The 26,171-nt window shown below is 72.8% G+C and carries 2 protein-coding genes (1 of these 2 only partly in view); both read right to left on the reverse strand.

From position 1 onward, the window contains the following. Entirely contained in the window at nt 1–11,502 is an 11,502-nt protein-coding gene (locus QA802_RS00710) for a non-ribosomal peptide synthetase (RefSeq protein WP_334517322.1), read from the reverse strand. Continuing rightward, nucleotides 11,502–26,171: the 3' portion of a non-ribosomal peptide synthetase gene (locus QA802_RS00715; RefSeq protein ID WP_334517323.1), read on the reverse strand. The gene runs 4,722 nt beyond the window's last position; only the last 14,670 of its 19,392 coding nucleotides appear in the window; its start codon lies off the right edge, out of view — the gene reads right to left on this strand; its stop codon occupies nt 11,502–11,504. The genes QA802_RS00710 and QA802_RS00715 overlap by 1 nt, the downstream gene beginning before the upstream one ends.

A 26,171-nucleotide genomic window follows, 5' to 3' on the forward strand; every position in this document is an offset into this window, starting at 1 on the left:
TCAGCGGGAGCCCCCTTGATCGCGCATCCGGCGCAGGGCCGGCCGGGAGGATTTCTCGGTCCCCATCTTCCGGGCGAACCCGGCGACCGTCGGTGCGTCGAACAGGTTCCGGATGGGCACGTCGACGCCCAGCGCGGCACCGACCTGGGCGATCAGCAGGGTCGCGAGGAGCGAGTGCCCGCCCAGCTCGAAGAAGTCGTCGTCGACGCCCACCCGCTCCAGGCCGAGGACCTCGGCGAAGATGGCGCACAGGACCTCTTCCCGCTCGCTGGACGGGCCCCGGCCCGTACCCGCCATCCCCTCGAAGTCCGGGGCGGGCAGGGCCGCGCGGTCCAGCTTCCCGTTCGGCGTGAGCGGCAGGGCGTCGAGCACCACGACGGCCGAGGGCACCATGTACTCCGGCAGCCGCTCGGACACGGACTCCCGCACCAGCGCGGGCAGTGTCCCGTCGGCGTCGGCACCGGCGGGCACCACATAGGCCACCAGGCGGATGTCCCCCGGCGTGTCCTCCCGCGCGATCACCGCCGCCTGGGCGGCCCGCGGGTGCGCGAGGACCGCGGACCGCACCTCGCCCGGCTCGATCCGGAAGCCGCGGATCTTGACCTGGTCGTCGGCCCGTCCGGCGAACAGCAGCTGGCCGTCCCCGGTCCAGCGCGCCCGGTCACCCGTGCGGTACATCCGGGCGCCCGGTACGAACGGGCAGGCCACGAACCGTTCCGAGGTCAGCCCGGCGCGCCCCAGATAGCCGCGCGCCAGCCCCGCTCCCGCCACGTACAGCTCGCCCGCCACACCCACCGGCACCGGCCGTAGGCTGTCGTCGAGGACGTACACCCTCGCGTTGAGGATCGGGTCACCGATGGGTGGCACGTCCGCGCCCTTCAGGGGACGGCTCATGGTGGCGCACACGGTGGTCTCGGTGGGCCCGTACGCGTTGATCATCCGGCGGCCTTCGGACCACCTCCCGACCAGCTCCGGCGGGCATGCCTCGCCCGCCACCACCAGCGTCATCCCGGCCGGAAGGCCGTCCTCGGGCAGCACCGCCAGCGCCGCGGGGGGCAGCGTCGCGTGGGTCACGCCGTGCCGTCGCAGCACTCCGGTCAGGGTCTCGCCCGGCAGCAGCTCGTGCGCCGGGGCCATCACGAGCCGTGCGCCGGACAGCAAGGCCATGCACATCTCCGACACCGCGGCGTCGAAGCTCGGGGAGGCGAACTGCAGCACCCTGCTCGCAGGGACCACCCCGAAGCGTTCGATCTGCCCGACGGCCAGTCCGGCGATGCCGGAGTGGGTGACGACGACTGCCTTGGGGCGGCCGGTGGAACCGGAGGTGTAGGTCACGTACGCGGGCGAGGCCGATGACAGCGGGGCCGTACGCTCCGCGTCCGCCACGTCACCACCGTCCTCGCCGTCCACGCCGTCCACCAGCAACTCGTCCAGCAGCACCTGTGGCACCGAGCGCGGCAGCACCCCGGAGGTGGCCGCGTCCGTCAGCACGCACACCGGAGCGGCGTCGCCCAGCATGTAGCCGATCCGCTCCCCCGGGTACTCGGGATCCACCGGCAGATACGCCCCGCCGGCCTTCGCGACCGCCAGGACCGCCACCAGCCACTCCACCGAGCGGGGCAGCGCCACGGCCACGATCTGCTCCGGGCCCACGCCGATGCCGATGAGATGCCGCGCCAGTCGGTTCGCTCGCGCGTTCACCTCCTCGTACGACAGTGCCAGTGCGCCGAACTCGACCGCCACCGCACCGGGAGCCAGCCGTACCCGCTGCTCGAACAGCTCCGCCAGGCCCGCGGCCGGCAGCGCCCTGAGCGAGTCGTTCCACTCGTCGAGGAGCCGATCCCGCTCGCCCACCGTCAGCACCTCCACGGTGCTGATCCGCCGGCCGGGTTCCGCCGTCACCGACTCCAGCAGTCGCACCAGGCGCTCCGTGAGGGACACCACGGTCGTCCGGTCGAAGAGGTCGGAGGCGTAGATGACAGCGCCGGTGATACCGGCCGGCGCACCGGCGGCGTCCCGCCGCTCGCGCATGCTGAAGGCCAGGTCCAGCTCGGCGGACTCGATGTCGACGGCGGCGGACTCGACGCGCAGACCGGCGAGGTCCAGGGCGGCGTCGTCCTGGTTCTGGAGGGTCAGATTGACTTGGAACAGCGGGTGGTGGGCGAGCGAACGAGCCGGGTTGATCGCCTCCACCAGCTTCTCGAACGGCACTTCCTGGTGCGAGAACGCCGACAGGGTTGTCTCCCGCACCTGCGCGAGCACCTCGCCGAAGGTCGGATCGCCCGACAGATCGGTGCGCACGACCAGCGTGTTCACGAAGAACCCGACCAGATCGTCCAGCGCCTCGTCCGTCCGCCCGGCGTTGCCGGAGCCGATCGGAATGTCGGTGCCCGCGCCCAGCCGTGACATCAGCGCCGCCAAGGCGGCCTGCAACGCCATGAACATCGTCACGCCCTCGGCGCGCGCCACCTTCACCAGCCGTGCGTGGACCTCGGCGGGAACGTCCAGGGGCACGCTGCCGCCCCGATGGGAGGCCACTGCCGGACGGGGACGGTCGAAGGGCAGCTCCAGCACCTCCGGAACGCCGTCCAGGGCCTTGCGCCAGTACTCCACCTGCTCGAAGAGCAGACTCTGCGGGTCCGACTCGTCGCCGAGCAGCTCCCGCTGCCACAGCGCGTAGTCCGCGTACTGCACCGGCAGCGGCGCCCACTCCGGAGCCCGGCCCGCGCACCGCGCCACGTACGCCCTGGCGAAGTCCCTGGCCAGCGGCCCGTCCGACCATCCGTCACTGGCGATGTGGTGGAGCACCACGACCAGCACCTGCTCGTCCGGACCGGTCTCGAACAGCCAGGCCCGGATCGGCACCTCGGTCGACAGGTCGAAGGCGTAGCCGTTCGCCTCGGCGACCGCCTCGTCGAGCTCCGCCGGCGCCACCTTGCGCACCGTCAGCTCCCACTCCAGGGTGTCGAGGTCCAGGATGTGCTGGTACGGCTCGCCCTTCGCCTTGGGGAACACCGTACGCAGCACCTCGTGCCGGCCGATCACGTCCCGCAGCGCCGCCCCCATCGCCCGCCGGTCCACCCGGCCGGACAGACGCAGCGCCACGGGAATGTTGTACGCGCCGCTGGGTCCGTCCAACTGGCCGATGAACCAGAGTCGTTGCTGGGCGTAGGAGAGCGGCACCCGGCCGGGGCGCTCCCCTGCTGCCAGGGGTGTACGCACCGCACCCGGGCCGGTCAGCCGTGCGGCGAGGCCCGCCACCGTCGGCTCCTCGAACAGCACCCGGATGTCGAGGTCCACCCCGAGCACCGTCCGTATCCGGCTGGCCAGCCGGACCGCGAGCAGCGAGTGCCCGCCGAGGGAGAAGAAGTCCTCGTCCACCCCCACCGTCTCCAGGCCGAGGATCTCCGCGAACGCGGCGCACAGGAGCTCTTCGCGCACCGTGGCCGGACCGCGGCCGGCCGCGGTGGCGAGGGTCTCGGGAGCGGGCAGCGCGCCGCGGTCCACCTTGCCGTTCACGGTGAGCGGCAGCGCGTCGAGGACCACCACGACCGAGGGCACCATGTACTCCGGCAGCCGTTGGGCGACGAAAGCCCGCACAAGCGTGGGCAGCCCCCGGGCACCGTGCGCCGGAACCACGTACGCGATCAGGCGCTTGTCCCCGGGGGTGTCCTCACGCACGAGCACGGCGGTTTGGGCCACCTCGGGATGGGCGTTCACCGCGGCCCGGACCTCGCCGGGCTCGATCCGAAAGCCGCGGATCTTCACCTGGTCGTCCGAGCGCCCCGCGAACACCAGCTGCCCGTCGGCCGTCCACCGGGCGCGGTCACCGGTCCGGTACAGCCGCGCCCCTCCCGGGGTGAACGGGTTGGCGACGAAACGCTCCGCCGTCTGCTGGGGCCGGCCCACATAGCCGCGGGCCAGGCCCACGCCCGCGACGTACAGCTCGCCGACCGCGCCCGCCGGCACCGGGTGAAGGGCCGCGTCCAGGACGTACACCTGGGTGTTGACCACCGGGCGGCCGATCGCCACGTCCTCGGCGCCCGGATCGCACGGCCACAGCGTGGCATCGACCGTGGTCTCGGTGGGGCCGTAGGAGTTGAACATCCGCCGGCCCCGTGCCCACCGCCGCATCACTTCCACCGAGGTCGCCTCGCCGGCCACCACCAGCACGGTGTCCGGGGCGATCGATCCCTCCTCCAGCGTCGCCAGGACCGCGGGCGGCAGTGTCACATGCGTCACCCGCTCCTTCGCGAGGAGCGCCGGCAGGGCGTCGCCCAGGCGCTGCTCACGTGGGATCACCACCAGCGTCGCGCCCGACACGAGCGCCATCAGCCATTCCCAGCCGAAGGTGTCGAACCCCGCCGAGGCGAACTGCCCCACCCGGGACCCGGGGCCGACTCCCAGGTGGCGGACATGACCGGCCACCAGGCTCGCCACACCCGCGTGCGACACCAGCACGCCCTTCGGCCGCCCCGTCGACCCCGACGTGTAGATCACATACGCCGCGGACGTGGGCAGCAGCACCCCTCCGCGCTCGTCCTCGGTCGGCGCACCGCTGTCGTGGGCCTCCAGGGCGCGGACGGTCGCCGGGTCGTCCATAACGACGCGGCGCACGCCCTTCGGGAGCGTTCCGCCCCACCCGGTGCTCGTCACCACGCAGTGGGCACCGGCATCGGCCAGCACGTACGCGATGCGCTCCGCCGGGTAGTCCTGGTCCAGCGGCAGATAGGCGCCGCCGGCTTTCGAGACACCGAGGAGCGCGACCATCAGGTCGACGCCGCGCTCGAGGGCGACGGCGACCACCGACTCGGGGCCGACGCCCCGGTCGATGAGCAGCCGGGCCAGCCGGTTCGCCCGCGCGTCCAGCTCCGCGTACGAGAGGTCGACTCCGTCGGCGGTCACGGCGACCGCGTGCGGTGCGCTCTCGACCCGGGCCTCGAACAGCTGCGGGACCGTAGCCGGCGGCACCTGGTCCGCCGTGTCGTTCCATTCGGTGAGGACACGACGGCGTTCGTCCTCGTCGAGGACGTCCACCGCGCCGAGGCGCGCCTGCGGGTCGCCGACGAGCTGTTCGACGACCCGGGTCAGGCGGGCCACGAGCCGTGCGACGCTCTCCGGCTCGAACAGGTCTCCCGCTCCGGTCACCGTGCCGCGCACGCCCGCCGGGGAGCCCTGCGGGCCGAACGTCTCCCCCACGATGAATTCGAGGTCGAACTTCGACACGGGCACGCCGTCGGGCATCGCCTCGACGCGCAGACCGGGCAGGTCGACGACGGCTTCCTCGATGTTCTGGAGCGTCAGCATCACCTGGAAGAGGGCGTGGCGGGCCATCGACCGGCTCGGCGACAGCTCCTCGACCAGCCGGTCGAAGGGGACGTCCTGGTGCGCGAACGCCGCCAGAGCGGTCTCCCGCACCCGCCCCAGCACCTCACTGAACGTCGGGTCGCCGGAGAGGTCGGTGCGCAGGACGAGGGTGTTGACGAAGGAGCCGATCAGGTCGTTCACGGCTTCGTCGGTGCGCCCGGCGTTCGGCGACCCGATCGGGATGTCGGTGCCCGCGCCCAGGCGCGACAGCAGCACGGCCAGCGCGGCCTGGAGCACCATGAACACGGTCACGCCTTCGGCGCGCGCCACCTCCGCGAGGCGGGCGTGGACCTCTGCGGGAATCTCCAGCTGCTCGCGGTGCCCGCGGTGGGAGGCCACCGCCGGGCGCGTGTGGTCGAAGGGCAGCGCCAGCTCCTCCGGGGCGCCCTCCAGGGCCTGGCGCCAGTGGGCGACCTGCTGGGAGAGCATGCTGTGAGGGTCCTGCTCGTCGCCGAGGAGTTCGCGCTGCCACAGCGCGAAGTCCGCGTACTGCACCGGCAGCGGCTCCCACCGCGGGATCCGTCCCGCGCACCGTGCCGCGTACGCCCGCGAGATGTCCGCGGCCAGCGGCGCCGTGGACCAGCCGTCACCGGCGATGTGGTGCGTCACGATCACCAGGGCGCTGTCCTGCGGACCCACCTCGAACAGCCAAGCCTTGAGCGGTACTTCGGACGAGAAGTCGAAGGTGTGCCCGAGTGCTTCGGCGACTGTGGCGTCCAGTTCGTCCGCCGTCACCGGCGCCACCCGCAGCTCCCAGTCCAGCTCGTCGATGCCGACGACCCGCTGGTAGGGCTCCCCGTCGGCCACCGGGTACACGGTGCGCAGCACCTCGTGCCGACCGATCACGTCCCGGAACGCGGCGCCGAGGGCGGCACGGTCCACGCCGCCGGTGAGCCGCAGGGCGAAGGGAATGTTGTACGTCGTGCTCGGTCCCTCCAACTGGCCGAGGAACCACAGCCGTCGCTGCGCGAACGACAGGGGCAGCCGCTCGGGCCGCTGCCCGGCCGTCAGCGCCGGGCGGGCCGTGTCCGAGTCGGCCAGGCCGGCCACCAGCTTCGCGACCGTCGGCGCCTCGAACAGCGCCCGCAGCGGCACCTCCACGCCCAGCAGCGATCGCACCCGGCTGATCAGCTTGATCGCCTGCAGCGAGTGGCCGCCGAGCTGGAAGAAGTCGTCGTCCACGCCGATCCGGTCCAGGCCGAGGACCTGGGCGAACGCCGCGCAGAGCAGTTCCTCCCGCACGGTGGCCGGTGCCCGTCCCGAGCGCGCCGCGCGCTGCTCCGGATCCTCCTGGTCCTGGTCCTGCGACCGGTCGGCGAAGACCAGCTGACCGTCCGTGGTCCACCGGGCCCGGATCCCCGTCGGGTACAGGCGCGATCCGTCCCCGGCGAACGGGTCCGGCACGGACCGCTCCACCTTAAGCGGCGGGTGCCCCTCATCCGTACCCGTCACATACAGCTCGCCCACGACGTGGGCCGGCACCGGCGCCAGCCACTCGTCCAGCACATGGACCCGGGTGCCCGGCACCGGCGCCCCGGGGCCCGAGGTGTGGCGGCCGTACGTCTGCGCTGCCGAGTGGCTCCACTCCGACAGGATCCGGCGCCGCTCGGCCGCGTCGAGGAGGTCCACCTCGCTCAGCCGGGTCCGCGGGGTCCGCGACAGCTGGTCCAGGGCCCGTACGAGACGTGCGGCGAGCCTCTCGACCGATGCCGCGTCGAACAGGTCCGCGGCGCCGGCCACCGAGCCGCGCAGCCCCGTCGGGGCCCCCTGCGCGTCGAACGACTCCTCCATCGTCACCTCGAGATCGAACTTCGCCGCCGGAAGACCGGCCGGCACGGCACGGGCCCGTGCTCCGGGCAGGTCCAGCACCGCATCGGCGTTGTTGTGCAGGGTCAGCACGGTCTGGAACAGCGGGTGCCGTGCCAGCGAGCGGACCGGGGACAGCTGCTCCACCAGCTTCTCGAACGGCACCTCCTGGTGCGCGAACGCCGACAGGCTCGTCTCCCGCACCCGGCCCAGCACCTCGCCGAACGACGGGTCGCCCGTCAGGTCGGTGCGCAGCACCAGCGTGTTCACGAAGAAGCCGACGAGGTCGTCCAGGGCCTCGTCCGTACGCCCGGCCACATCCGTACCGATGGGGATGTCGGTGCCCGCGCCCAACCGTGCGAGCAGTACGGCCAGCGCGGCCTGCAGCACCATGAACATGGTCACGCCCTCGGCCCGCGCCACCTGCGCGAGGCGGGCGTGGACCTCCGCCGGAACCTCCAGCGGCACACCGTGCCCGCGGTAGGAAGGCGCCGCGGGACGCGGCCGGTCGGCCGGCAGCGTCAGCTCCTGCGGCGCGCCGTCGAGCTGCCTTCGCCAGTACGCGACCTGCTCCGCGATCAGGCTCTGCGGATCCTGCTCGTCTCCCAGCAGCTCCCGCTGCCACAGCGCGTAGTCCGCGTACTGCACCGGCAGCGGCTCCCACTCGGGAGCCCGGCCCGCGCACCGCGCCGCGTACGCCACGGAGACGTCCGCGGCCAGCGACCCCGTGGACCACCCGTCACCGGCGATGTGGTGGGTCGTCACCACGAGCACCCGCTCGTCGGGCCCGGCCTCGAACAGCCACGCCCGGATCGGTATCTCCGCGTCCAGGTCGAAGACGTACCGTGAGGCCTCGGCGACCGCGTCGTCCAGCTCGGCCGGCGCCACCTCGGCCACCGACAGCTCCCACACCAGGTCCTCGGGATCCAGGATGTGCTGGTAGGGCTCGCCGTCGGCGGTGGGGAAGACCGTACGCAGCACCTCATGGCGCCCGATCACGTCCCGCAGCGCGGCGGCCAGCGCCTCCGTGTCCAGTTCGCCCGATATCCGCAGGGCGACCGGAACGTTGTACGTCGCGCTCGGCCCCTCCAGCCGGCTGATGAACCAGAGCCGCTGCTGGGCGAACGACAGCGGCAGCCGCTCGGGGCGCTGCGCCGCAGTGAGGGCCGGGCGGGCCGCGTCCGATCCGGACAGGCCGGCCGCGAGCCGCGCCACCGTCGGCGCCTCGAACAGCGCCCGCAGCGGCACCTCGACACCCAGCACCGTCCGGATCCTGCTGACCAGCCGGGCGGCGAGCAGGGAGTGTCCGCCCAGGGCGAAGAAGTCGTCGTCCACGCCGATGCCGTCGACGCCGAGGATCCGGGCGAACGCGGCGCACAGGAGTTCCTCCCGCAGCGTCGCCGGCCGCCGGCCCTTCCCCGTCGCGTACTCCGGGGCGGGCAGGGCGTCGCGGTCCAGCTTGCCGTTCGTCGACAGGGGCAGCGCGTCCAGTACCAGCACTGCCGAGGGCACCATGTACTCCGGCAGGCGCCGGCCGACGAACCGCCGCGCCGCGTCGGACAGCGCGTCGTCCGCGCCGGGCGTCGCGACGACGTACGCGACCAGACGCCTGTCCCCCGGGCTGTCCTCCCGCGCTGTCACCGCTGCCTGCGCGATCTGCGGGTGCTCCAGCAGTGCCGCCTGGACCTCGCCCGGCTCGATCCGGAAACCGCGGACCTTCACCTGTTCGTCCGCGCGCCCCAGATATTCCAGCTGCCCCTCCGCGTTCCACCGCGCCAGGTCTCCGGACCGGTACATCCGCTCGCCCGGTGCGAACGGGCACGCCACGAACCGCTCGCCGGTCAGCTCCGGACGGCCGACGTATCCCCGCGCGAGCTGCGCGCCGGCGATGTACAGCTCGCCCGCCACCCCTACCGGTACCGGCCTCAGCCCGCTGTCCAGGACGACCAGCCGGGTGTTGGCGACGGGGCGGCCGATCGGCACGGACTCGCCGATCTGCTGCCCTGCCCGCACCTCGAACACGGAACAGCCGACCACCGCCTCGGTCGGTCCGTACTCGTTGACCACCACCGAGCCGGGCGAACGCTCCAGCCACGCGCGGACGACCGGGCCGGGCAGCGCCTCACCGCCCACCACCCAGGTCCGCGCGGACGTCGCGGCCTCGGCCCCGGACAGTATGTGGGACAGCAGGGGCAGGTGTGCGGGCACCGCCTTCACCAGTCCGAACCCGGCACTCGTGCGGACCAGTTCGGCCAGTCCTTCGACGCCGCCGGCCGGGCTCACCACCACGGTCGCGCCGGCGACCAGGGGAACCAGCACGCTCGTCACCGTCAGGTCGAACGCCGCCGACGAGTGCAGCGGCACGCCGTCACCACCGGTCACCCCGTACGACGAGGCCGCCCAGAGCAGGTAGTTCGTCAGCCCCGCGTGCGGGACCACCACGCCCTTCGGCCGCCCCGTGGAGCCCGACGTGTAGATGACGTAGGCGGGATGCCCCGGCAACAGCCCATCCGTACGCCCGGCGGGCGCACCGTCGTCCGGATCCGTGAGGGCCCGGGCCGTCGCCGGATCGTCCAGCACGACCCGCGCCACGCCTTCCGGCACCTTCCCGGCCAGGCCGCTCGTCGTCACCACGGCCACCGGCGCCGCGTCGTCGATCATGAAGGTGACGCGGTCCGCCGGGTGTTCCGGGTCGATCGGCAGATACGCGCCCCCGGCCTTGAGGACCCCCAGCAGCGCCACCATCAGCTCCGCCGAGCGTTCCATCGCCACTCCGACCACCGACTCGGGGCCGACGCCCCGGTCGATGAGCAGCCGGGCGAGCCGGTCCGCCCGCGCGTCCAGCTCCGCGTACGACAGTTGGACCCCGTCGCACACCACGGCCACCGCGTCCGGGGTCCGCGCCACCTGAGCGTCGAACAGCTCGGGGAGCGTCGCGCTGCCCAGATCGGCCGCCGTGTCGTTCCATGCGGTCAGCACCTGATGGCGCTCGGCCGCGTCGAGCACGTCCACCGCGCTCAACCGGACCTGCGGGTCGGCCGCCAGAGCCGTCACCGCCCGCACGAACCAGGCGGAGATCCGCTGCGCGGTCCCGGCGTCGAACAGGTCCTCGGCCACGATCAGAGAGCCCCGGACCCCCGCGGGCTCGCCCCCGGCTCCGAACAGCTCCTGAAGGCCCAGCTCCACGTCGAACTTCGCCGCGGGCTGTCCCGTGCGGACCTCCTGCGCCTGGAGACCCGGCAGGTCCACCACCGCTTCGGCGTTGTTCTGCAGCGCGAGCATCACCTGGAACAGCGGGTGCCGTGCCAGCGAGCGGACCGGGGACAGCTCCTCCACCAGCTTCTCGAACGGCACGTCCTGGTGCTCGTGTGCGGACAGGCTCGCCTCCCGCACCCGCGCCAGCACCTCACGGAACGTCGGGTCACCCGACAGATCCGTGCGCATCACCAGCGTGTTGACGAAGAACCCGACCAGGTCCTCCAGCGCCTCGTCCGTACGCCCCGCGTTCACCGTGCCGATCGGAATGTCGGTGCCCGCGCCCAGCCGGGACAGCGTGATCGCCGTCGCGGCCTGCAGCACCATGAACATGGTCACGTCCTCGGCCTGCGCGATCTTCACCAGCCGCGCGTGGGCCTCCGCCGGGATCTCCACCTGAACATGACGCCCGCGGTAGCCGGCCTGCGCCGGCCGCACCCGGTCGAAGGGCAGGGACAGCTCCTGCGGCAGATCCACCAGGGCGTCCCGCCAGTAGGACATCTGACGGTTCATCAGGCTTTCGGTGGAGTCCTCGTCTCCCAGCAGCTCCCGCTGCCACAGGGTGTAGTCGGCGTACTGCACCGGCAGCGGCTCCCACTGGGGAGCCCGCCCCTCGCGCCGCGCCGCGTACGCGGCCGAGAGATCCCGCGCCAGCGGTCCCATCGACCATCCGTCACCGGCGATGTGGTGCACCACCACGACCAGCATGTGCTCGTCCGGCCCGGCCGAGAACAGCCAGGCCCGGATCGGCACCTCGGCCGCCAGGTCGAACACCTGGCTTTGTGCCTCGGTGAGCGCGCCGTCCCACTCCTGCGGCGACACGTCGGCCACCCGCAACTCCCACTCCAGGTCCGCGAGTTTCAGGATGTGCTGGTACGGCTCGCCGTCAGCCATCGGAAAGACCGTGCGCAGCACTTCGTGCCGGCCGATCACGTCCCGGAACGCCGCCTCCAGGGCCCGCTGGTCCACACGGCCCGACAAGCGCAGGGCGACGGGGATGTTGTAGGTGGCGCTGGGGCCTTCCAGCCGGTCGATGAACCACAGTCGACGCTGAGCGAACGACACGGGAACCATCAGGAGTCCTCCCGGTTGCGCATCGGCCGCAGTGCGGGCCTAGCTGCCTGTTGTTTTCCGGATTGCTTTGTCAGCCCGGCGACCGTTCGGGCCTCGAACAGGTTCCGCAGGGTCACCTCCACGCCCAGCACCCTCCGGACGCGGCTGAGCAGCCGTGTGGCCAGCAGGGAGTGCCCGCCCAGGGCGAAGAAGTCGTCATCGACCCCGACCCGCTCAAGACCGAGCACCTCCGCGAACGCGGCACACAGGAGCTCTTCCCGCTCGTCGGCCGGGCCGCGGCCCGTACCCGCCGTGACCGCGAGGTCCGGGGCGGGCAGGGCCTTGCGGTCCAGCTTGCCGTTGACCGACAGGGGCAGCGTTTCCAGCACCACCGTCGCCGAGGGCACCATGTACTCCGGCAGCCGCCGCGCCGCGAACTCGTGCAGTCGCGCGCCGAGTCCGGGGTCCGCCGTCTCACCGTCGGCCGGTACGACGTAGGCCACCAGCCGGGTGTCGCCCGGGACGTCCTCCCGGGCGACGACCGCCGCGCGGCCGATCTGCGGATGGGCGGCCACCACGGCCTGGACCTCGCCCGGCTCGATACGGAACCCGCGGATCTTCACCTGTTCGTCCGTGCGCCCCAGATACTCCAGGCGGCCCTCCGCGTCCCACCGCACGAGGTCACCCGTTCGGTACATCCGCTCGCCCGCACCGTCGAACGGGGACGCCACGAACCGCTCTGCGGTCAGCCCAGCACGCGCGACGTACCCGCGCGCCAGCTGGACGCCGGCCAGATACAGTTCGCCGCCGACGCCCTCCGGCACGGGGTGCAGGAAGGCGTCCAGCACGTAGACCCGGGTGTTGGCGACCGGCGTGCCGATCGGCACCGACCCGCTCCGCGGGCCCGGACGGCAGCGCCACGCCGTGACGTCCACCGACGCCTCCGTCGGTCCGTAGAGATTGTGCAGCTCCACCCCGTCGCCGAAGACCTCGAAGAACCGGGTCTGCGCGGGCGGCGACAACGCCTCACCCGAGCAGATCACCCGCCGCAGGCTCGCACAGTCACCGGCGGCCGGTTCGGCCAGGAACGCCTCCAGCATCGACGGCACGAAGTGCGCCGTGGTCACCCGCTGCTCACGCATCAGCCGGGCGACGTACTCCGGATCCCGATGTCCGCCGGGCCGGGCCACCACCAGCGTGGCGCCCTCCAGCAGGGGCCAGAAGAACTCCCATACGGACACGTCGAATCCGAACGGCGTCTTCTGCAGGACCCGGTCCCCGGACACCAGGGCGAACTCGCGCTGCATCCAGCCGAGACGGTTCGCTATCCCCTCGTGGGCGACCGCCACGCCCTTCGGCCGCCCCGTCGAGCCCGAGGTGTAGATCACGTACGCCGGATGCCCCGGCAGCAGTGCCGCCCGCAGCTCGTCCGCCGCCGGTGCGCCGCCGTAGCGGCCCGCCAGGTCCGCGGCCGTCGCCGGTTCGTCGACGACGACCCGCTCCACGCCCGTCGGCAGCACCTCGTCCAGAGCGGCGGTCGTGAGCACCAGCGACGCCGCGTCCTGGAGCATGAACTCGATCCGCTCCGCCGGGTACTCCGGGTCGACCGGGAGGTACGCGCCTCCGGCCTTCAGCACGCCCAGCAGCGCCACGACCATGTCGACGCCGCGCTCCATGCACACCCCGACGACCGACTCCGGGCCGACGCCCCGCCCGATCAGCAGCCGCGCGAGGCGGTTCGCCCGCGCGTCGAGCTGCGCGTACGAGACCTCGACGCCGTCACAGACCACCGCGACCGCGTCCGGAGCACGCGCCACCTGAGCGTCGAACAGAACCGGCAACGTCGACTCCGACACCTCCGCGGCCGTGTCGTTCCACTCCGACAACACCCGGTGCAGCTCGGTCTCGTCCAGCACCTGCACCGCGCTCAGCGGCACGTCCGCACCACCGGCAAGGCCCTGCTCCAGGGCATCGAGCAGGCTCTCCGCCGCGGTACCCACCAACGCTCCCACGGCCTGCGGGTCGACCGGCTCCACCGCGTCCACAGCCAGCGAGATCCCGTCCTCGGTGTCGTCGACCGACACCATCAGCGGATAGTTGGTGCGATCCCGGGCGAAGCGGAGCCTGGCTCCCTCCATCATGCCGTCCTCTCCGCGGCCGATGCCGTGCCGGAAGTTCAGGAGGGAGGTGAACAGCGGCGTGTCGCCCTTCACGCCGCTGGCCCGCTGCGCCACCGAGAGCGGTGCGTGCTCGTGCTCCAGCAGACCCGCCAGCTGGCCGCGCATGGCCGACACCGCCGCCAGCGCGCCCAGCTCGTCCACCCGCACCCGTACCGGCAGCGTGTTGATGAAGGGACCCGGCACCCGGTCCGAGCCCGCCCCGGCGTTCATCCGCCCGAACAGCACGGTGCCGAACACCACGTCGCCCCGGCCGCTGACGGCCGCCAGCACACGCGCCCACGCCACGTGGAGGACCGTCGCCGTGCTCACACCCAGCCGCCGGGACACCTCCCGCAGCCGGCCGTGCAGCTCCGGGCCGAAGGGGACCCGCGCCCGCGTCGAGCCGCGCCCGTCGATACGGGCGTCCACCAGCCCGTACGGCGCCGTCGGCTCGGTCACGTCACCCAGCAGCCGGCTGAAGTACCGCTCGTGCTCGGAGCGCTCCGTGCCGCCCCGCGCCTGCGCCACGAAGTTCCGGAACGGCAACGGCGCGGGCAGCTCCCCGTCCCGGCCGGCCACGAACGCCCGCACCTCCTGGAGAACCACCTCCAGCGCGGTGTGGTCCTGCACGATGTGGTGCACCCGCACGAGCGCAAGCCAGCGGCCGTCCGGCAGACCGGCCACGTCCAGGTCCATCAGCGGGGCGCGACCCAGATCCATCGACAGTCCGCCGGCCGCCACCAGATCGGCCACCGGGTCGGCGCTCGCCGGGTCGAGCACCACCTCCTCGACCGGCAGGACGGCCTGCCGCCACACCACCTGCACCGGCTCGCGCAGTCCCTCCCACACGATCGACGTGCGGTAGATGTCGTGCCGGTCCACGACCCGCTGCAGCGCGTGGACGAAGGCGTCCAGCCGTTCGCGGGAGTCGAACTCGACGACGGTCGGGGTCACGTAGGCGTCCTCGCCGCCCTCGGCCAACATGTGGTGGAACAGCAGGCCCTCCTGGAGCGGCGCCAGCGGATACACGTCCGCCACGTTCGCCGCACCACCGTCGACACCCGCGACGACCCGCTCGATCTCCTCGGCCGTCAGGTCCACCAGCGGCAGCATCCGAGGGGTGATCACGGTCGCGTCCGCCGGGATCAGGTTCTCCGGCACCACGACCGCTTCCGCACCCACCGACGACGCCAGCCCCGCCGGCGTCGGGGTGTCGAACAACGCGCGCACCGACACCACCACTCCGCGTGCCTGCAAGTGCGCCACGAGCCGGATCACCAGCAGCGAGTGGCCGCCCAGGGCGAAGAAGTCGTCGTCGACGCCCACGCTCTCCAGACCGAGGACCTCGGCGAACGCCGCGCAGAGGATCTCCTCCCGTACGGTGGCCGGGCCACGCCCGGTACCCGCGCCGGCGGCGAAGTCCGGGGCCGGCAACGCCTTGCGGTCCAGCTTCCCGTTCGGTGTCAGCGGCAAGGAGCCGACGGTCACCACCGCCGACGGCACCATGTGTCCGGGCAGGCGGTCAGCCGCGAACCGCCGTATCGCCGCGGGCAGTCCACCGTCGTCCTCCTCGTCCTCGACCGGCACCACGTAGGCGACCAGGCGCTTGTCGCCCGGCACGTCCTCCCGTACGACCACAGCGGCCTGTGCGACACGCGCATGCGCGGCCACCACCGCCTGGACCTCGCCCGGCTCGATCCGGAACCCGCGGATCTTCACCTGTTCGTCCACCCGGCCGGCGAACACGAGCTGCCCGTCGGCGTCCCACCGGACCCAGTCGCCCGTCCGGTACATCCGGGAACCCGCCGGGCCGAAGGGATTCGCCACGAACCGCTCCGCCGACAGACCCGCACGCCCCAGATACCCGCGCGCCAGTCCCGCGCCGGCCACGTACAGCTCCCCGGCCACCCCTACCGGCACGGGCGACAGGCGTTCGTCCACGACGTACACCTGGGTGTTGACGATGGGCGTACCGATCGGCACCTCGTCCACTCCCGGACGGCACCGCCACACTGCCGCGTCGACCGTGGTCTCCGTCGGCCCGTAGGAGTTGAACATCTCCCGGCCGGCCGCCCAGCGCCCGACCAGCTCCGGTGGGAGCGCCTCGCCGCCCACGTCGATGACGACGTCCGCCCCGATCTCCCCGTCCTCCATGCCGGCCAGCACCGCGGGAGGGAACGCCGCGTGCGTCACCCCTTGCTCGGTGATGAACGCCGCCAGCTCCGATCCCAGCCGTCGCTCCGGTGGCACGACCACCAGTGCCGCACCGGCGGGCAGCGTCAGCGCCCACTCCGAGCAGAACATGTCGAAGCTCACCGACGCGAACTGCAGCATCCGCGAGCCGGGACCCACCTTCGTGGGATAGCGCTGGGCCAACGCCTGTGCCGTGTTCGCGAACCCCTCGTGCGTCAGCACGACGCCCTTCGGCCGCCCGGTGGAACCCGAGGTGTAGATGACGTACGCCGGATGCGCGGGCAGCACCGCCGCCCGGTCGCCGTCCCCCATGTCCCCCGCCGCCTGACCCTCCAGTGCCGACGCCGTCCCGGGCGAGTCGAGGATCACCAGGGGAGCCGCCGAGCGCGGCACCAGGCCGGCCGTGGCGGTCAGGGCCAGCACCAGCACCGGCGCCGCGTCCTCGAACATGTAGGAGATCCGCTCGGCCGGATAGTCGGGGTCGACGGTCAGGTACGCACCGCCGGCCTTGAGGACACCCAGCACCGCCACCATCAGGTCGACACCGCGGTCCATGGTCACGGCGACCACGGACTCCGGGCCCACTCCCTGGCCGATCAGCAGCCGGGCCAGCCGGTTCGCCCGTGCGTTCAGCTCTCCGTACGCCACCTCGACGGCCCCGGCCACGATGGCCACCGCGTCAGGAGCACGCGCCGCCCGCGCCTCGAACAGCTCCGGCACCGTGGCCGGCAAAACCTCGGCGGCCGTGTCGTTCCACCGGGTGAGCACCCGGTGGCGCTCCTGCTCGTCGAGCACCCGAACCGCGTTCAGGGGCACGTCGGGACCGCCCGCGAGCCTGCGCTCCAGGGCGTCCACCAGTCGCTCGGCCGCGGTGCGGACCAGGACACCCACCGCGTGCGGATCGACCGGCGTCTCCGCGTCCACGGCCAGCGAGATCGCGTCGCCCTCGTCGTCGACCGAGACCGACAACGGATAGTTGCTGCGCTCCTGCGAGAACAGCAGCCGGACTCCCTCCAGGACTTCGTCGCGGTCCTCGGCCTCGGCCTTGCCGGTGTTGTGCCGGTAATTGAGGAACGCGGTGAACAGGGGTGTCTCGCCGCTCACTCCGCTCGCCTGCTGGGCGAGCGCCAGCGACGCGTGCTCGTGCTCCAGGAGCTCCGCCAGCTGGCCGCGCATGGCCGACACCGCCGCCAGCACGTCCAGCTCGTCCACCCGCACCCGTACCGGCAGCGTGTTGATGAAGGGACCCGGCACCCGGTCCGAGCCCGCCCCGGCGTTCATCCGCCCGAACAGCACGGTGCCGAACACCACGTCGCCCCGGCCGCTGACGGCCGCCAGCACACGCGCCCACGCCACGTGGAGGACCGTCGCCGTGCTCACACCCAGCCGCCGGGACACCTCCCGCAGCCGGCCGTGCAGCTCCGGGCCGAAGGGGACCCGCGCCCGCGTCGAGCCGCGCCCGTCGATACGGGCGTCCACCAGCCCGTACGGCGCCGTCGGCTCGGTCACGTCACCCAGCAGCCGGCTGAAGTACCGCTCGTGCTCGGAGCGCTCCGTGCCGCCCCGCGCCTGCGCCACGAAGTTCCGGAACGGCAACGGCGCGGGCAGCTCCCCGTCCCGGCCGGCCAGGAACTCCCGTACCTCCGCGAGCATCATCTCCACCGCGGTGTGGTCCTGCACCATGTGATGGGCCCGCATCAGCGCGAGCAGGCGACCGTCCGGCAGAGCGGCCACGTGCAGGTGGGACAGCGGTGCCCGGCCCAGGTCCATCGACAGGCCGCCGATCGTCACCAGGTCACCCACGGGGTCCGTGCTCCGCGGATCCAGCACCACCTCCTCGACCGGCAGGACGGCGTGCCGCCACACCACCTGCACCGGCTCGCGCAACCCCTTCCACACGATCGACGTGCGGTAGATGTCGTGCCGGTCCACGACCCGCTGCAGCGCGTCGAGGAAGGCGTCGAGCCGCGCCCGGGAGTCGAACTCCAGCACCGCCGGCAGCACATACGCGTCCTCGCCGCCCTCGGCCAGCATGTGGTGGAACAGCAGGCCCTCCTGGAGCGGCGCCAGCGGATACACGTCCGCCACGTTCGCCGCACCACCGTCGACGCCCGCGACGACCCGCTCGATCTCCTCGGCCGTCAGGTCCACCAGCGGCAGCATCCGAGGGGTGATCACGGTCGCGCCCGCCGGGATCAGGTTCTCCGGCACCACGACCGCTTCCGCACCCACCGACGACGCCAGCCCCGCCGGCGTCGGCGCCTGGAGCAGCGCCCGCACCGACACCGATACCCCCCGGGCACGCAGGGCCTCCACCAGCCGCACCGCCAGCAGCGAATGCCCACCGAGGGTGAAGAAGTCGTCGTGGACGCCCACGCTCTCCAGACCGAGGACCTCGGCGAAGGCCGCGCAGAGGATCTCCTCCCGTACGGTGGCCGGGCCACGGCCCGCTCCTGCCGTGCTCGCGAAGTCCGGGGCGGGCAGCGCCTTGCGGTCCACCTTTCCGTTGGGCGTGAGCGGCAACTCGTCGAGGACCACCACTGCCGCCGGCACCATGTGCTCCGGCAGCCGCTCGCCCGCGAACCGGCGGAGCGCGTCGACGAGTTCTCCACTGCCGGTGTTCCGGTCCGCCGGGACCACGTACGCGACCAGGCGCTTGCTGCCCGCGCTGTCCTCACGCGCCATCACCGCCGTCTGGATCAGCGCGGGATGCGTGGCCAAGACCGCTTGGACCTCGCCGGGCTCGATCCGGAAGCCGCGGATCTTCACCTGCCCGTCGGCACGCCCGGCGAAGACCAGCTGCCCGTCCGCCGTCCAGCGCGCCCGGTCCCCGGTCCGGTACATCCTCGTACCGGCCGCGCCGTACGGGTCCGCCACGAACCGCTCCGCCGACAGACCCGCACGGCCCAGATAGCCGCGTGCCAGACCCACACCCGCGATGTACAGCTCGCCCACCACTTTGGCGGGTACCGGTTGCAGGCGTCCGTCGAGCACGTAGACCCGCGTATTGGCGTTCGGCCGGCCGATCGAGGGTTCGTCGCCGGGCTCCAGCGGACCGGCCGTCGTCGCGCACACCGTGATCTCGGTCGGTCCGTACGCGTTGATGAACCGGCGGCCCGGCGCGTACCGCGCGATCAGCTCCTCGCCCAGCGCCTCACCGCCGGACAGCAGCGTGGTCACCGAGGCCAGGTCCTCCTCTCTCATCACCCCGAGCACCGACGGCGGCAGCAGCACATGGGTGACGCCGTGCCGCGCGATCACCTCGGCCAGTCCCGCTCCCGGCAGCAGTTCCTCGGCCGGGGCCACCACCAGGCTCGCCCCCGACCACAGGGCCATCAGCAGCTCCCACGTCGCCGCGTCGAAGCCGACGGAGGCGAACTGGAGCACACGGCTCTCCGCGCCCGTGTCCCAGCCGCCGGCCGCCACCAGGTTCACCGCGCCCGCGTGCGTGACCGCCACGCCCTTCGGCGTTCCCGTCGAACCCGACGTGTAGATGACGTACGCGGGATGCTCCGGCCGCAGCGCACCCGAGCGCTCGTGCCCGGCGAGCGCACCGCCGTCCGTACGGGCGAGCTCGTCCGTCACGGACACCTCGTCGACCAGCACCATCGGGATCCCGACCGACTCCGGCACCCCCGGCGCGGTCGACACCTCGGACACGACCAGCGCCGCACCGGCGTCCGACAGAGTGAAGGCGATCCGCTCGGCCGGGTAGGCCGGGTCGATCGGCAGATACGCGCCGCCTGCCTTCAGCACGGCCAGCAGCGCGGTGATCAGGCCGACGCCGCGCTCCATCACCACCGCGACCACCGATTCGGGGCCCACGCCCCGGCCGGTCAGCAGCCGCGCGAGGCGGTTCGCCCGCGCGTCGAGCTGCGCGTACGAGACCTCGACGCCGTCACAGACCACCGCGACCGCGTCCGGAGCACGCGCCACCTGAGCGTCGAACAGAACCGGCAACGTCGACTCCGACACCTCGACGGCCGTGTCGTTCCACTCCGACAACACCCGGTGCAGTTCGGCCTCGTCCAGCACCCGTACCTCAGCAAGCGGCAGGTCCGGGCCGCCGTCCAGCGCTTCCTCGAGCCCGGACACCAGCCCCTTCACCGCCGCGCGCACCAGCACGCCCACGGCCCCCGGGTCGATCGGAGCGACCGCGTCCACGAACACCCCGATGGTGTGGCCGTCGTCGGCGATCGCGACGGTCAGGGGGTAGTTGGTGCGCTCACGCGCGAACACCAGCCGAGTGCCCTCCAGCGACCCGTCCCAGCGCTCGTCCATGTCCTGGCCGGTGTTGCGCCGGTAGTTGAGGATGGAGGTGAACAGTGGTGTGTCACCGGCCGTCCCGGCGGCCTGCTGGGCCACCACCAGAGGGGCGTGCTCGTGCTCCATGAGCTCCGCCAGCTGGCCGCGCATCCCCGAGACCGCCGCCAGCACGCCCAGCCCGTTCATCCGCACCCGCACCGGCAGCGTGTTGAGGAAGGGGCCCGGGACGCGGTCCGCGCCCGCTCCGGCGTTCATCCGCCCGAAGAGCACCGTCCCGAAGACCACGTCGTCACGGCCGCTGACCGCCGCCAGGACGCGTGCCCATGCCACATGCATCACCGTTGCCGGGCTCACTCCCGCACGGCGCGCGACGCCCCGCACTCGTACGTCCAGCTCCGGCGCCAGCACGACGTGGTCGCGCACGACGTCCGCGCCGTCTCCACGCACGTCCACCGACCCGAAGGGAGCGGTCGGTTCATCGACGCCTGCCAGCAGCTCGGTGAAGTACCGCAGATGTTCGGATCGCTCCACACCGCCCCGTGCCTGCGCAACGAAATCCCGGAAGGGCAGCGGCTCCGGCAGCTCCCCCGCACGCCCGGCGAGCACCGCCTCCACCTCGCTCAGGAGCACCTCGAGCGCGGTGCCGTCCCGCACCATGTGGTGCACCCGCAGCAGCGCCAGCCATGGGGTGGCGCCGGGGACCGCCGCGATGTGCACACCGATGAGCGGCGCCCGGCCCAGGTCCATCGACAGTCCGCCGGCCGCCAGCAACTCGGCCACCGGGTCGGGGGTCTGCGGATCCAGCACCACTTCCTGCACCGGCAGGACGGCCTGCCGCCACACCACCTGCACCGGCTCGCGCAGCCCTTCCCACTCGAGCGAGGTGCGGTAGATGTCGTGCCGGTCCACGACCCGCTGCAGCGCGTCGAGGAAGGCGTCGAGCCGCGCCCGGGAGTCGAACTCCATCACCGTCGGCATCACATACGCGTCCTCGCCGCCCTCCGCGAGCAGGTGGTGGAACAGCAGGCCCTCCTGGAGCGGCGCCAGCGGATACACGTCCGCCACGTTCGCCGCACCGCCCTCGACGCCCGCGACGACCCGCTCGATCTCCTCGGCCGTCAGGTCCACCAGCGGCAGCATCCGAGGGGTGATCACGGTCGCGCCCGCCGGGATGAGGTTCTGCGGCACGACCACCCGCTCGGCGCCGGCCGACGACGCCAGGCGGGCCACCGTCGGGGTGTCGAACAACGCGCGCACCGACACCGACACGCCCCGGGCGCGCAGGCGCTCCACCAGCCGCACCGCCAGCAGCGAATGCCCACCGAGGGTGAAGAAGTCGTCGTCGACGCCCACGCTCTCCAGACCGAGGACCTCGGCGAAGGCCGCGCAGAGGATCTCCTCCCGTACGGTGGCCGGGCCACGGCCCGCGCCTGCCGTGCTCGCGAAGTCCGGGGCGGGCAGCGCCTTGCGGTCCACCTTTCCGTTGGGCGTGAGCGGCAGGGCGGCAAGGGTCACCACGGCCGACGGCACCATGTGCGCGGGGAGCCGCTCCGCCGCGAACCGCCGTACCGAGGCCGACAGCGCCTCGTCGCCCTCGTCCTGTTCGGCCGACACGACGTAGGCGACCAGCCGCGTCTCCCCCAGGGTGTCCTCACCCGCGGTGACCACCGCCTGCGCGATGTGCGGGTGGGCGGCCACGACGGCCTGGACCTCACCCGGCTCGATGCGGAAACCACGCACCTTCACCTGGTCGTCCGTGCGTCCCGCGAACACCAGCTGACCGCTGTCCGTCCATCGGGCCCGGTCGCCCGTGCGGTACATACGAGCTCCCGGCACGAACGGGCAGGCCACGAACCGCTCCGCGGTCAGCCCGGCACGGCCCACGTATCCCCGCGCCAGGGCCGCGCCCTCGACGTACAGCTGGCCGACCACCCCGGTCGGCACCGGCTGCAGGCGCTCGTCCAGGACGTAGAAACGGGTGTTGGCGATGGGCGTGCCCACCGGGACAAGTCCACCGGAGACCAGGTCGGCCGAAAGCCGGGTGGTCGCGACGCCGATGGTGGTCTCGGTGGGCCCGTAGTGGTTGAACACTTCACGCCGACCGGCCGCGGCCAGCAACTCCGCCACCCACCCGGGCGAGGCCGCTTCACCGCCCAGGACCAAGGACTTCGCCGGCAGTACGCCTTCCACACCGCCGGCGGCGCTCAGTGCCGCCAGATGCGAGGGCACGGCCTTCACACAGTCGATCCGGTGTTCCGCCAGATACGCCGCCACCGCCGCCGGGTCGGTGACCGCATCCTCGTCGAGAATGTGCAGCTCACCGCCGGTGGCGAGGGCCGCGAAGACGACCGTGTTGCCCAGGTCCGTCGCCTGCGCCTGCAGCAGCGCATAACGGGCACCGGGCGTACCGAATCCGACCCGGCCCGGCACCGACGCCACATAGTTGGCCAGGGAGCCGTGGGTGACCGCCACGCCCTTGGGCTGCCCGGTGGAGCCGGACGTGTAGATGACGTACGCCAACTGCCCTGGCCTCAGAGGCACTTCAGGCGTGGTCGCGGGGGCGGAGGCGAGCCGCGTCGCGGTGAGGGCGTCGTCGATCGCGACCGGGCGGCCCCCGACGGCACGCAGGCCGTCGAGGAGCTCCTCGGTCGTCAGCGTCAGCGCGGCCCCGCTGTCGCGGAGCATGAACGCGATGCTGGCCGCGGGCTGCTCGGGATCGACCGGCAGGTAGCCGGCCCCGGCCTTCCAGACCGCCAGGATCCCCGCGATCATGTCGACGCCACGGCCCAGGCACAGCCCCACCAGCGACTCCGGGCCCACGCCTTCGCCCACCAGGAACCGCGCCAGCCGGTTCGCCCGTGCGTCCAGCTCCGCGTACGACACCTCCACGCCGTCCGTGACGATCGCCGTCGCGTCGGGTGTGCGGGCCGCCCGGTCCTCGAACAGTTCACGGACCGGAGGGGCGGGGAGCGGTGTCGTCGTGTCGTTCCACTCGGTCAGCACACGGTGGAGCTCACCCGCTTCGAGGACGTCCACCGAGCTCAGCGGCGCCTCCGGCGCGCCGTCCAGCGCCTGCTCCAGCAGGTCCGTCAGGCGTTCCACCGCGGTGCGCACCAGCACGCCCACGGCATGCGGGTCGATGGGGGCCACCGCGCGGACCGCCAGCGAGATGCTGTCCGCGTTGTCGTCGACGAGGACCGCCAAGGGGTAGTTGGTGCGCTCGCTCGACAGCAGCAGCCGGATCCCCTCCACCGCCCAGCCAACGCCCTGGCCGGTGTTGTGGCGATAGTTGAGGTAGGAGGTGAACAGCGGCGTGTCGACGGTCGTCCCGCCGGCCTGCTGCGCCAGCGACAACGGGGCGTGCTCGTGCTCCAGCAGATCGGCGAGCTGTCCGCGCATCGCCGCCACCGCCGCCAGCACACCGAGCTCGCCGGTCCGGGCGCGTACCGGCAGGGTGTTCAGGAACGGGCCGGAAACCTGGTCCGCGCCGGCCCCCGCGTTCATCCGGCCGAAGAGCACGGTCCCGAACACCACGTCGTCGCCGCCGCCGACCGCCGCGAGTACGCGTGCCCACGCCACGTGCAGCACCGTCGCCACGCCGGTCCCCAGACGGCGCGCGACGTCCCGCAGACGTCCCTCCAGCTCCGGTGGGAGCAACTGTGCGTCCTGCACCATGTCCGAGCCGTCGCCGCGTGCGTCGAGCACCCCGTACGGTGCCGTCGGTTCCTCGACGTCGCCGACGAGCTCCGCGAAATACCGCTCGTGCTCCGACGTTTCCGTTCCGCCGCGCGACTGGACCACGAAGTCGCGGAACGGCAAGGGCTTCGGCAGCTCTCCGTCCCGCCCGGCGAGGAACTCCTCCAACTCGTGGAGCAGGATCTCCAGCGTCGTGTGGTCCTGCACCAGGTGGTGCACCCTCACCAGTCCCAGCCACCGGCCGTCCGGCCGGGCCGCCACATGCACGTTGATCAGCGGTGCCCGGCCGAGGTCCATGGACATTCCGCCGGCCGCCATCAGCTCGGTCACCGGGTCCGCGCTCGTCGGGTCGAGCACCACCTCCTCGACCGGCAGGACGGCCTGCCGCCACACCACCTGCACCGGCTCGGGCACGCCCTCCCAGACGAACGAGGTGCGGAAGATGTCGTGCCGGTCGACCACGCGCTGGAGCGCGTCCAGGAAGGCGTCCAGCCGTGCCCGCGCGTCGAACTCCAGCACCGACCTCAGTACGTAGGCGTCCTCGCCTCCGTCGGCCAGCATGTGGTGGAACAGCAGGCCCTCCTGGAGCGGCGCCGGCGGATACACGTCCGCCACGTTCGCCGCACCACCGTCGACACCCGCGACGACCCGCTCGATCTCCTCGGCGGTCAGGGCCACCAGCGGCAGCATCCGAGGGGTGATCTCGGTCGCGCCCGCGGGGATGAGATTCTCCGGCACCGCCACCCGGTCGGCGCCCGTCGACGACGCCAGGCGGGCCACCGTCGGGGAGTCGAACAACACCCGCACCGACACCGACACACCCTGCGTCCGCACTCTCTCCACCAGCCGGATCGCCAGCAGGGAGTGGCCGCCCAGGGCGAAGAAGTCGTCGTCGACCCCGACGCTGTCCAGACCGAGGACCTCGGCGAACGCGGCACACAGGATCTCCTCCCGTACGGTGGCCGGGCCGCGGCCCGCGCCCGCCGTGTGCTCCGGCGCGGGCAGGGCCTTGCGGTCGAGCTTGCCGTTCACCGTCAGCGGCAGCGCGTCCAGCATCACGACCGCCGAGGGCACCATGTGCGCGGGGAGCCGCTCCGCCGCGAACCGCCGTACCGAGGCCGACAGCGCCTCGTCGGCCGCGTCCGCCTCGTCCGGCACCGCATAGGCCACGAGTCGCAGATCCCCGGGGGTGTCCTCGCGGGCGATCACCTCGACCTGCCCGACGCGAGGGTGGGCGGCCAGTACGGACTGCACCTCGCCCGGCTCGATCCTGAAGCCGCGGATCTTCACCTGGTCGTCGGTCCGTCCGGCGAACACCAGCTGCCCGTCCGCCGTCCACCGGGCCCGGTCCCCGGTCCGGTACATCCGCTCACCCGGCGCGAACGGGCAGGCCACGAACCGCTCCGCCGTCAGTCCCGGCCGGCCCAGGTAGCCGCGCGCCAGCTGGCCCCCGGCCACGTACAGCTCACCCGGCACGCCCACCGGCACCGGCGCCAGGTACTCGTCCAGCACGAACACGCTCAGTCCCGGGAGGCCGCGGCCGATCACACTGCCCGCGGCGGCGCTGTCGGCGTGGAGCTCTTGGAAGGTGACGTGCACCGTGGTCTCGGTGATGCCGTACATGTTGACCAGCCGCGGCCCGCCGTCCCCGTGGCGCGCCCACCAGCCCGCCAGCCGGGCGGGATCCAGCGCCTCACCGCCGAACACGACCGCGCGCAGACCGGCGACCGCCCCGGGCCGCCGCTCCTGCGCCGCCATCAGCTGGTAGAACGCGGACGGGGTCTGGCTCAGCATCGTGACCCGCTCGCGCTCCAGCAGCGCGAGGAACTCCTCCGGCGACCGGGACACCGCGTACGACACGACGACGACCCGCCCGCCGTGCAGCAACGCGCCCCACAGCTCCCACACCGAGAAGTCGAAGGCGAACGAGTGGAACCAGCTCCACGCGTCGTTGGGCCCGAACGCGAACAGCCCTCGTGTCTGGGCCAGCAGACGCGTGACGTTGCGGTGGGTCACCGCCACGCCCTTGGGCCGCCCGGTCGATCCCGAGGTGTAGATCACATACGCCGGGTGGTCCGGCCGCGGCTCCCGCCGCTCGTCTCGCGTCAGTGCGGTCCCGTCCTGCTCCGACAGGGCGCCGGCCGTCTCCGGGGCGTCGACGGCGATCCACTCCGCGTCCCGTGGCAGGAGCGCGCCCAGCTCGGTGGTCGTCACGACCAGCGCCGGAGCCGCGTCATCGAGCAGGTAGGTGATGCGCCCGGCGGGATAGGCGGGATCGACCGGCAGATAGGCGCCGCCGGCCTTCAGCACGCCGAGCAGCGCCGCCACCAGGTCGACGCCGCGCTCCATGCACACGCCGACCAGGGACTCCGGCCC

The organism is Streptomyces sp. B21-105 (assembly GCF_036898465.1).
Lineage (GTDB): Bacteria > Actinomycetota > Actinomycetes > Streptomycetales > Streptomycetaceae > Streptomyces.

Excerpts from the sequence above, each read along its gene's own strand:
- QA802_RS00710 (WP_334517322.1), bottom strand. The coding sequence starts at position 11,502 with ATGGTTCCCGTGTCGTTCGCTCAGCGTCGACTGTGGTTCATCGACCGG.